A 10,111-nucleotide genomic window follows, 5' to 3' on the forward strand; every position below is an offset into this window, starting at 1 on the left:
CGAGGCGGTGCTGAAAAACGCCAAACCGACCGACTACGGCTACCGCCAGTCTGACTACGACCGCATCATCGCCATCAAATAAGCGCGCGAACCATGCAAGACATCGATGCGCTCCCCCATGTGATGGGGGAGGACGGCCAATTCCACGCCCAGGATGAAGCCGTCGATCTTTCCGGCACCACGCTGGAAGCCTGGGTGGCGCTGGGTATCTTCTGGCTGCTCGGCGCCACCGTGTTCTACCAGTTTTTCACCCGCTATGTGCTCAACGATTCGGCGGCATGGACCGAGGAGATTGCGCGTTACCTGCTGATCGGCGTGGTCTTTATCGGCGCCTGCATTGGCGTGCACAAGAACAACCACATCCAGGTGGATTTCTTTTACAAGTTCATGTCGCCCAGGCTGGCCCGCCTCATGGCCACCGGGGTGGACGTGATGCGCGTGATGTTCCTGATTGCTTTCGCGGTGCTCACGCTGATGCTGATGAGCAAGCTGAGCAACGCGCGCATGACGATGATCAACCTGCCGATGAACCTGGTCTATGCGGTCTGCATGGTCGGTTTTGTGGCCATGGCCTGGCGTGCCATCCAGGTCGCGCGCATTCACTGGAGGCGCGGCTACAGCGTGCTCGAACGCCCTGAAACCACCATCGATGAGACTTGAGAAAAATCCCCCATGTTGAAAATTATTTTCCTGTTGCTCTTGAGTGGCGGCATTCCGGTGGCCATGGCCATGGCGGGCTCCGCGCTGCTCTATATCTGGTGGACCGGCACGCTGCCGCCCTATGTGGTGATCCACCGCATGATCAGCGGCATCGACAGTTTTCCGCTGTTGGCCGTGCCTTTCTTCATCCTGGCGGGCAACCTGATGAACAACGCCGGCATCACCAACCGCATCTACAACTACGCGCTGGCGCTGGTGGGCTGGATGAAGGGTGGGCTGGGCCATGTCAACGTGCTGGGTTCGGTGATTTTTGCCGGCATGAGCGGCACCGCCATTGCCGATGCGGCCGGTCTCGGGACGATCGAAATCAAGGCGATGACGGACCATGGCTACAGCAAAGAATTCGCGGTCGGTGTGACGGCGGCCTCGGCCACGCTCGGGCCCATCATCCCGCCGAGCTTGCCGTTCGTGATCTACGGCATGATGGCCAACGTCAGCGTCGGCTCGCTCTTTCTCGCCGGCATTCTGCCGGGCGTGGTGATGGCGTTTCTGATGATGCTGACCGTGGCCTACTTTGCCCACAAGAATGGCTGGGGCGCCGACGTCAAGTTCGAATGGCCGCGCGTGATCAAGGCGCTGCTGGAAACCGGGGTGGTGGTCGCCTGGCCGGTGGTGTTGTGGCTGCTGATTGTCAAGGGTGGCCTGCCGGCGCAATTGACGGTGTTTGCCGGCCTGGTCGCGCTGTTCATCGCCGACAAGCGGTTCAAGTTCCAGGCGGCGCTGCCGATCATGACGCCGGTGCTGTTGATCGGCGGCATGACGACCGGTATTTTCACGCCCACCGAGGGCGCCATCGCCGCCTGCCTGTGGGCCATGGTGCTGGGCTTTGCCTGGTACCGCACGCTGAACTTCAAGTCGTTTGTGAAGGTCTGCCTGGACACCGTGGAGACCACCAGCACGGTGCTGTTCATTGTGGCGGCGGCCAGTATTTTTGGCTGGATGCTCACCGCCACCGGTGTCACCGCCGCCATCAGTGAGTGGGTGCTGGGTTTTACCCAAGACCCGTACATGTTCCTGCTGCTGGCCAACCTGCTGATGTTGTTCGTCGGCTGTTTCCTGGAACCCACCGCCGCCATCACCATCCTGGTACCGATCCTGATCCCGATCTGTCAGAAGCTCGGCATTGATCTGGTGCACTTCGGTCTGGTGATGGTGCTCAACCTGATGATCGGCCTGCTCCATCCACCCATGGGCATGGTGCTGTTTGTGCTGGCGCGGGTCGCCAAGCTCTCGGTCGAAAGAACCACGGTGGCGATCCTGCCCTGGCTGCTGCCCTTGCTGGGCAGTCTGGTCGTCATCACTTACTTCCCGAAGCTGATCCTGTGGCTTCCCAATATGGTTTTCAATTAAATGACACCCTTTATCCGCCTCCACCCCAACGACGATGTTCTCATTGCCCGCACCCAACTGGTCAGCGGCAGCCTGGTTGAGGGCATCCCGATCAAGGGCCTGATTCCGGCCGGTCACAAAATTGCGGCGCATGCCATCGCCCCCGGCGCGCCGGTGCGGCGCTACAACCAGGTCATCGGCTTTGCCAGCAAAGCGATCGGCGCCGGTGAGCACATTCACACCCACAACCTCGACATGGGGCCGAACAAGGGCGACTTCGCGCGTGATTACGCCTTTGGCGCCGACGTCAAGCCCGAACCGGCCCGCCGTGAAGCCACGTTCATGGGGTTCAAGCGGGCCGACGGCCGCGTCGCCACGCGCAACTACATCGGCGTGCTCACGAGCGTGAACTGCTCGGCCACGGCGGCCCGCGCCATTGCCGAGCACTTTTCGCGACGCACCAACCCGGCGGCGCTGGCCGCGTTCCCGAATGTCGACGGCGTGGTGGCATTGACCCACGGCACCGGCTGCGGCATGGACACCGAGGGGACAGGCATGCAGCTGCTGCAGCGCACGCTGGCGGGATATGCCACGCACGCCAACTTTGCCGCCGTGCTGGTGGTGGGGCTGGGCTGCGAAGCCAACCAGATCAACGCCTGGCTGGCCAACAGCGGCTTGCGCGAAGGCGAGACATTCAAGGTGTTCAACATCCAGGACACGGGCGGCACGACCAAGACCGTGGCCAAGGGCGTGGCGTTGATCAATGAAATGCTGCCCACTGTCAACAGCGTGAAACGCGAGCCCTGCAGCGCCGCGCACATTACCATCGGCCTGCAATGCGGCGGCTCGGACGGCTACTCCGGCATCAGTGCCAACCCGGCACTGGGCACTGCGGTGGACCTGCTGGTGGCGCACGGCGGCTCGGCCATCCTGAGCGAAACCCCGGAGATTTACGGCGCCGAACACCTGCTGACCCGCCGTGCCGTCAACCGCGCAGTCGGTGAAAAATTGATCGAGCGCATCAAGTGGTGGGAGCACTACACCCGGATCAACGACGGCGAGATGAACAACAACCCGTCGCCCGGCAACAAGGCCGGCGGCCTGACCACGATCCTGGAAAAATCGCTGGGCGCCGTCGCCAAAGGCGGCACCAGCAACCTGCAGGCGGTGTATGAATACGCCGAAAAAGTTACCGCGCACGGCTTTGTCTACATGGACACGCCCGGCTATGACCCGGTCAGCGCAACCGGCCAGGTGGCCGGCGGCGCCAACCTGATCTGCTTTACCACCGGTCGCGGCTCGGCCTACGGCTGCGCGCCCGCGCCCTCGCTCAAACTGGCGACCAACTCGGCGCTGTGGCGCAGGCAGGAAGACGACATGGACCTGAACTGCGGCGAGATCATCGACGGCAGCAGCACCATGGCCGAAATGGGGCAGCGCATTTTCGAACTTGTTTTGGCCACTGCTTCAGGGGCTAAAACCAAGAGCGAGTTGCACGGCTACGGACAAAACGAGTTTGTCCCCTGGCAAGTCGGCGCTGTGATGTGAGCTTGATGTGTAAAACCTTTCAGGCCGCCGAATTACGGGCTCAGGTAACGGCTGTTTTAGTCGCCTGCGGCAGTTCTCCCGAAGAGGCTGAAACCGTCGCGGCCAACCTGGTGCTGGCCAACCTGAGCGGCCACGACTCGCACGGCGTGGGCATGTTACCGCGTTATGTGGACGCGGTGCTCGAAGGTGGTCTCAAACCGAACCACAGCGTTCAGCTGGTCCTGGACACCGGTTCACTGCTGACGCTGGACGGGCAGCGCGGTTATGGCCAGATCGTCGGCGAGCAGGCGATGGCACTCGGCATCAGCCGTGCCAAAACCCATGGCAGCTGCATCATGACGCTGGCCAATGCGCACCATCTGGGACGCATCGGGCACTTTGCCGAGATGGCGGTGGCGCAGGGCCTGGTGTCGCTGCATTTTGTCAATGTCCTGTCGCGCCCGGTGGTGGCGCCTTTTGGTGGCGCCGACGGGCGCTACGGCACCAACCCCTGCTGCATTGGCGTGCCGCTCAAGGGGCGCGAACCTTTTGTGCTGGACTTCGCCACCAGCCGCATGGCGCAGGGCAAGATGCGGGTCGCGCACAACGAGGGCCGGCGCGTCGAGCCAGGCATGCTGATTGACGAACACGGCCAGCCCAGCACCGACCCGGGTGTCGTGGTGGTGCCCCAGAGCAATGGTCTGTTTGGTGCGCTGCTGGCCTTTGGTGAACACAAGGGATACGGCCTGGCGGTGGCCTGCGAACTGCTGGGCGGCGCCTTGACCGGCGGCGGCACCTGGCACCAGTCGTGCAACCCGGACGTGCGTGCCGTCGTCAACGGCATGCTGACCATCCTGATCGACCCAGTCAGGCTGGGCGCCCAGGCCGCTTTTGAGCAGGAAGCCCAGGCTTTCATCGACTGGCTCACCGCCGGGCCAGTCGCACCAGGCTTTGACGCCGTGCAAATTGCCGGCGGCCCGGAATGCACTTACCGCAAGCAACGCCTGGCCGATGGCATCGCGGTGGATGCCCAGACCTGGCAAGAGATGGTGGCGGCCGGCCACAAGGTCGGCGTGACTTTGCCAAACTGAATTCAACAAATTGACGTGGCTCGGCGATTCGCCCGGCTACGACCTGTTGGGCGCCCAATCATTATGTTGACCAACGCACTGTGGCATCCGCGCGCTGGTGCAGATCGGGCAACAGCTCCAAACCGAGTCCGGGCTTGTCGTTGAGACTGATCATGCCGTTTTTCACGATGGGCAATTCCGTCACCAACTCCTTGTACCAGCCGCTGTAGAAAGCGCGCACACTTTCCTGGATCAGCGCGTTGGGCGCATGCAACGACAAATGGGTGGACGCCGCCCACACCACCGGGCCGGTGCAATCGTGCGGCGCCACCGGCAGCTGCCAGGCGTCGGCCATGGCGGCGATCTTGCGCGCCTCGGTCAGGCCGCCGCACCAGCTCAAATCCAGCATGGCGACACCCGCCACGCCGGTTTGCAGATAGTCCTTGAAACCCCATTTGTAGCTGAGTGTCTCGCTGGCGCAGATCAGCGCTTCGCAGTCTTTGGCGTACTGTTTCAGCAGATCGAGGCTGTCCATACGGATGGCGTCTTCGTGCCAGAAGGTATTGAACGGTTTGAGGGCGCGCGCGATTTTCTGCGCCATGGGCAAACGCCACAGGCTGTGGAACTCGACCATGATGTCCATCTTGTCGCCCACCGCATCGCGAATCTTGCGGAAAGGTTCAAGTGCGGCATCGAGATCGGCGTTGCTGATGTACTGGCCGTCGCTCTTTTCGGCGGCCGGGTCGAAGGGCCAGATTTTCATGCCCGTGATGCCTTCGCTCAGCAGGGATTCGGCGACCTCGTCGGCCCGGTGCAGGAAACCTTCCAGGTCCTCGTAAGGCCCAGCATGCTGCCCCAGGCCCCAGTTGGCCGTGCTCTGGTTGACGGTGTTGCGCACATACTGGTAGCCGGCGCAGGTGTTGTAGATGCGGATGGCGTCGCGGCTCTTGCCACCGAGCGCGGTATGGACCGGCATGTTGGCGGCCTTGCCGAAGATGTCCCACAGCGCGATGTCAACCGCCGAATTGCCGCGCGTCTCGACGCCGGAACCGCGCCAGCCCAGGTAGCCGGTGATCTCCTTGTTGCGCGCCTCGATCGCCAGCGGGTCCTTGCCCAGCAGCTTGGGGCTGACCCATTCGTGGATGTACGCCTCGACCGCCTGCGCCCCCATGAAGGTTTCGCCCAAGCCGACCAGGCCCTCGTCGGTATGGATGCGAAGCCAGATGATGTTGGGAAACTCGCCCAGCCGCAGGGTTTCAACTTGGGTGATCTTCAATTCAGACTCCAGAAAAAAAGGCCGCAAAGGCGCACCCTTGCGGCCGCTCACCAGGCGACTTATTTCCCGCCGCGAACCTTCTTCAGTTCGGCGAAAACAACATCGATCGCTTCGGCGCCAATGCTGGCCGTGTGCTTCTCATACACCGGCTTGACCCGCTCGAACATGCGGCGCTGCTCGGCCGGGGTGATCTCGTTGACGACCATGCCCTTGGCCTTGAGCCCAGCCAGCGCCGTGTCGCTCTGGGCACGAATGGTGGCGCGTTGCACTTTCTGACCCTCGATGGCAGCCTCGCGCAACACCGCCTGCTCCTGCGGATTGAGCTGGTCCCACAACTTCTTGCTGTAGAGAACCAGGAACGGCGTGTAGGCATGGCGTGTCACGCTCAGGTACTTTTGCACCTCGTAAAACTTGGAGGTGTCGATGGTCACGAAGGGGTTCTCCTGGCCATCGATGGTCTTGGTCTCCAGCGCGGTGAACACTTCGCCGAAGGCCATGGGCACGGCGTTGGTGCCCAGTGTCTTGAAGGTGTCGAGGAAAATGTTGTTCTGCATCACGCGCACCTTGACACCGTCAAAGTCTTCCACCTTGGCCACGGCACGCTTGCTGTTGGTCAGGTTGCGGAAACCGTTTTCCCAGTAGGCCAGGTTGACCAGTCCGGCGGCTTCGAGCTTCTTGTTGAAGTACTGACCGGCCGGGCCATCGAGCACCGCGTCAGCCTCTTTCTCGTTGGCAAACAGGAAGGGCAGGTCGAACACGCCGAGTTCCTTGATGATGCCGACCAGCGGCGAGCTGGAGGTGCAAACCATCTCCTGCGTGCCGGCGCGCAGCGCCTGGGTGGCGGGCAGGTCGCCGCCGGCCGCACCGCCCCAGAAGGCGTTGATCTTGATCTTGCCGCCGGTCCTTGCATTGAGCACCTCCTGCATCTTCTTGACGCCGGCGCCCACCGGGTGGTCTTCGTTGACGCCGTTGGTGAACTTGATGGTGCGTTCGGCAAACTGGGCAAAGCTTGAGGTGGCCACCAGCAAGGCGGCACCGGCAATGACCGATGCAATGGTTCTGCGTTTCAACATGGTTGTCTCCTTTTATATGAACGACAGGGTTGGGGAAAATTTGTCACCGCATCCACCACTGAAGTGGCACGGTGACGATCTGGGGAAAAAGAACGAGCAGGAAAAGCACACTCAACTGGGCCAGCAGGAAGGGCATGACACCCTTGAACGCGTCGCCCATGCTGATCTTGGCCACACCGCAGACGACATTGAGCACGGTGCCCACCGGGGGCGTGATCAGGCCGATGGCGTTGTTCATGATGAACATCACGCCGAAGTAAACCGGGTCGATGCCGGCCTTGAGCACCACCGGCATCAGCACCGGCGTGAGGATCAGCACCGTCGGCGTGAAATCAAGGGCCGTGCCGACCACCACGATCAGCGCCATCATGATGAGCATCAGCAGCATCTTGTTGTCCATGAAGGGCGCCAGCATGCCGGCCACTTCGGTCGGAATGTTGGCCACCGTGATGAGCCAGGCACTGACCATGGCGGCGGCCACCAGAAACATCACGACAGACGTCGTTTTGCCGGCTGTCAGGATCAACTGGTACAGCGCGGACCATTTCAGCTCGCGGTAGACAAACTTGCCCACCAGAAAACTGTAGACAGCCGCCACCACGGCCGCCTCGGTGGGCGTGAAGACGCCGAACTTCATGCCGCCAATGATGATCACCGGCAGGGCCAGCGCGAGACCGCCCTCGGCGGTGATTTTCAGGCGTTGCGCCATCCCGAGTCTGGGTGCCGGCAGCACGTTTTCTTTTTTCGCCAACCACCACCAGGTCAGGCCAATGGCAGCGCCCATCAGCACGCCCGGCACAATGCCGGCCAGAAACAGCTTGGTGATGGAGACGTTGCCCGCCACCCCGAAAATAATCATGCCGATGGACGGCGGAATCACCGGGGCGATGATGCCGCCCGATGAGATCAGTCCGGCTGCGCGGTTGATGTTGTAGCCCGCCGCCCGCATCATCGGGATGAGCAGGGCCGCCAGCGCGGCGGTGTCGGCCACCGCCGAGCCCGAGAGCGAGGCCATGACCACGGCGGCCAGCACCGTGACATAACCCAGTCCGCCGCGCAGATGGCCCACCCAGGCCATGGCCAGGTTGACGATGCGCCGGCTCAAGCCGCCGGCGTTCATGAATTCGCCGGCGAGCAAGAAAAACGGCACCGCCAGCAGCGGGAAGTTGTCAGCACCGTCGACAAAACGCTGCGCCAGGATCTGGCTGTCAAAGCTCACCAGGCCACTGGTGGCCGCCAGGAAGCCCATTAGCGTCAGGCCACAAACGAGCAGGGCATAGGCGATCGGCATGCCAATGGCCATGGCGGCCAGCAGGCTGACAACAAACACGGTGACCGTCATGCTTTGGTTTCCTTGAGTTGTTGTTCGACCTCGGCCAGGCCTTCGGTTTCGATCACTTGGATGAGTTCATCCTCACGCAAGCGCCCGCTCAGCAGGCGGTACAGCACGTTGAGGTTCATGATGCCCATGACGACGCCCACGACGTAGCCGATGCCATAGATCCAGATCATCGAGAGGCCGACCACGGGGGACACGTTGCTGACCTGCAGTTCATGCATCTTCCAGGTGCCGACAAAAAACAGCACGTTGCATGTCAGCATGAGTGATTCGCTCAGGAACAGGCACAGCTTCTTGCCACCCAGGCCGAGATGCTTGACCAGCGTGTCCACGCCCAGATGCCCTTTTTCGCGCATCGCGACCATGGCGCCGATGTAGGTCAGCCAGATGAAGCAGTAACGCGACATTTCGTCAGAGACATCAATGCCGGAGTTGAAGCCGTAGCGCAGCACCACGTTGCCGAACACCATGAAGACCATGGCGACCATGGACACGACGATCAGCAACTCCAGCAGTTTGAAAAACGGATGTATTATTTTTTGCAACATGGGCTCCAGATCGATCAAGTCCTCACGCCGCCTTGAGCCGGGTGGCTGGCGTATTCACTTGGGGCAGGCCGCTGCTCGATGCCAGAATTTCTTCAATGTCCTGATGGGCGCCATCAATCAGCACCAGGATGGCCTTTTCGGCCTTGGCGGGGTTGCGGGCAATCACGGCATCGAGCACTGCGCGATGCAGCGCAAGGGAGCCTTCCGGCCCCCCTTTTTTACGGGTAGACAACTCAAAGCTGGTGCGCAACAGGGCGCCGAGCACCTTGCTCATGTGGATGAGCATGCGGTTGCGGCAGGCCCGCAGCAGCCCCTGGTGAAAGCGCAGGTCATAAGAGACATAGTCACCGCCTTCTTTCACAGCCCGCTTCATGCCCTCAAAGGCGATTTCAATGTCGGCAATATCCTCCGGGGTGGCGCGTTGGGCGGCAAGGCGAACAGCGGCAGGCTCGACAACACGGCGCAAATCCATCAGATCGCGCAGAAATTCGGGCGTCAAGCCCGCCTTGGCTTGCCATGCGATGACATCGGGGTCGAACCAGTTCCAGTGCGCTTCGGGCAGCACACGGGTACCCACCTTGGGGCCTGTCGTTACCAGGCCTTTGGCGATCAGCGACTTCACGGCTTCACGTACCACGGTGCGACTGACGCCCAGTTGCTCACCCAGAATCGGCTCGGGTGGCATTGCTGCGCCGGCAATGAAGCGCCCCGCGACGATGGCTTCGCCGAGATGGTCAACCGTATTGCCGTGAACATTTTTGATCATGTTTTTTTAATTTCCAGTTTTAATCATAGGGCGATAGCATGGTCGTTTTGTCGGGGTTTCCCCTAGTTTTTGATTAATATCATATGACGATAATATGTTTGCAAATTAAGGATTTACCCTATGACCAATTCCAGCAAACCGAAAAAGAAACCCGAAGAACTGCGCAGCCAGCAGTGGTTTGGCCGGCAGGACCGCGATGGTTTTGTCTACCGCAGCTGGGTCAAGGGCAAGGGCGTGCCAGACGACCAGTTTGATGGCCGCCCGGTCATTGGCATTTGCAACACCTTCAGCGAACTCACGCCCTGCAACTCGCATTTCCGCACGCTGGCCGAGCAGGTCAAAATCGGCGTGTACGAGGCAGGCGGCTTTCCGATGGAGTTTCCGGTCATGTCGCTGGGCGAGACCCTGATGCGCCCGACCGCCATGCTGTACCGCAATCTGGCCAGCATGGATGTGGAGGAAA

At 61.4% G+C, this 10,111-nt stretch carries 10 protein-coding genes; 5 read left to right on the forward strand and 5 right to left on the reverse strand.

The window, feature by feature from the left end:
- Nucleotides 1–93 precede the first annotated feature (93 nt).
- The 4 genes from NDI87_RS13865 to NDI87_RS13880 are packed head-to-tail and all read left to right on the forward strand — an operon-like array spanning nt 94 to nt 4,667.
- The gene (locus NDI87_RS13865; protein WP_296275951.1) at nt 94–660 is read left to right on the forward strand and encodes a TRAP transporter small permease; all 567 of its coding nucleotides are present in this window, start codon (nt 94–96) and stop codon (nt 658–660) included.
- A gap of 12 nt (nt 661–672) precedes the next feature.
- Nucleotides 673–2,070 (forward strand): TRAP transporter large permease, encoded by a 1,398-nt coding sequence (locus tag NDI87_RS13870; protein ID WP_296275952.1) that lies wholly within the window; start codon nt 673–675, stop codon nt 2,068–2,070.
- Complete coding sequence (locus NDI87_RS13875) at nt 2,071–3,597, forward strand: altronate dehydratase family protein (protein WP_296275953.1); 1,527 nt, start codon at nt 2,071–2,073, stop codon at nt 3,595–3,597.
- A 5-nt stretch (nt 3,598–3,602) separates the two neighbouring features.
- Nucleotides 3,603–4,667: a malate/lactate/ureidoglycolate dehydrogenase gene (locus tag NDI87_RS13880; RefSeq protein ID WP_296275954.1), complete on the forward strand. Its 1,065-nt coding sequence runs from the start codon at nt 3,603–3,605 to the stop codon at nt 4,665–4,667.
- Between the two features lie 61 nt (nt 4,668–4,728).
- Here NDI87_RS13880 and NDI87_RS13885 read toward each other — a convergent pair whose 3' ends face one another.
- The 5 genes from NDI87_RS13885 to NDI87_RS13905 are packed head-to-tail and all read right to left on the reverse strand — an operon-like array spanning nt 4,729 to nt 9,648.
- Nucleotides 4,729–5,922: a mandelate racemase/muconate lactonizing enzyme family protein gene (locus tag NDI87_RS13885; RefSeq protein ID WP_296275956.1), complete on the reverse strand. Its 1,194-nt coding sequence runs from the start codon at nt 5,920–5,922 to the stop codon at nt 4,729–4,731.
- Nucleotides 5,923–5,981: 59 nt separating this feature from the next.
- A complete protein-coding gene (locus NDI87_RS13890) occupies nt 5,982–6,995 on the reverse strand; it encodes a TRAP transporter substrate-binding protein (RefSeq protein WP_296275957.1) in 1,014 nt (337 codons plus the stop codon).
- A 43-nt stretch (nt 6,996–7,038) separates the two neighbouring features.
- The gene (locus tag NDI87_RS13895; protein WP_296275958.1) at nt 7,039–8,337 is read right to left on the reverse strand and encodes a TRAP transporter large permease subunit; all 1,299 of its coding nucleotides are present in this window, start codon (nt 8,335–8,337) and stop codon (nt 7,039–7,041) included.
- Nucleotides 8,334–8,882, reverse strand: a complete 549-nt coding sequence (locus tag NDI87_RS13900; protein ID WP_296275959.1) for a TRAP transporter small permease — start codon at nt 8,880–8,882, stop codon at nt 8,334–8,336. The genes NDI87_RS13895 and NDI87_RS13900 overlap by 4 nt, the downstream gene beginning before the upstream one ends.
- A gap of 22 nt (nt 8,883–8,904) precedes the next feature.
- Nucleotides 8,905–9,648: a FadR/GntR family transcriptional regulator gene (locus tag NDI87_RS13905; protein WP_296275960.1), complete on the reverse strand. Its 744-nt coding sequence runs from the start codon at nt 9,646–9,648 to the stop codon at nt 8,905–8,907.
- Between the two features lie 120 nt (nt 9,649–9,768).
- Here NDI87_RS13905 and NDI87_RS13910 point away from each other — a divergent pair.
- The coding region (locus NDI87_RS13910; protein WP_296275961.1) for a dihydroxy-acid dehydratase at nt 9,769–10,111 on the forward strand (343 nt) is incomplete at its 3' end.

This window comes from Rhodoferax sp. (genome assembly GCF_023701345.1).
GTDB lineage: Bacteria > Pseudomonadota > Gammaproteobacteria > Burkholderiales > Burkholderiaceae_C > Rhodoferax.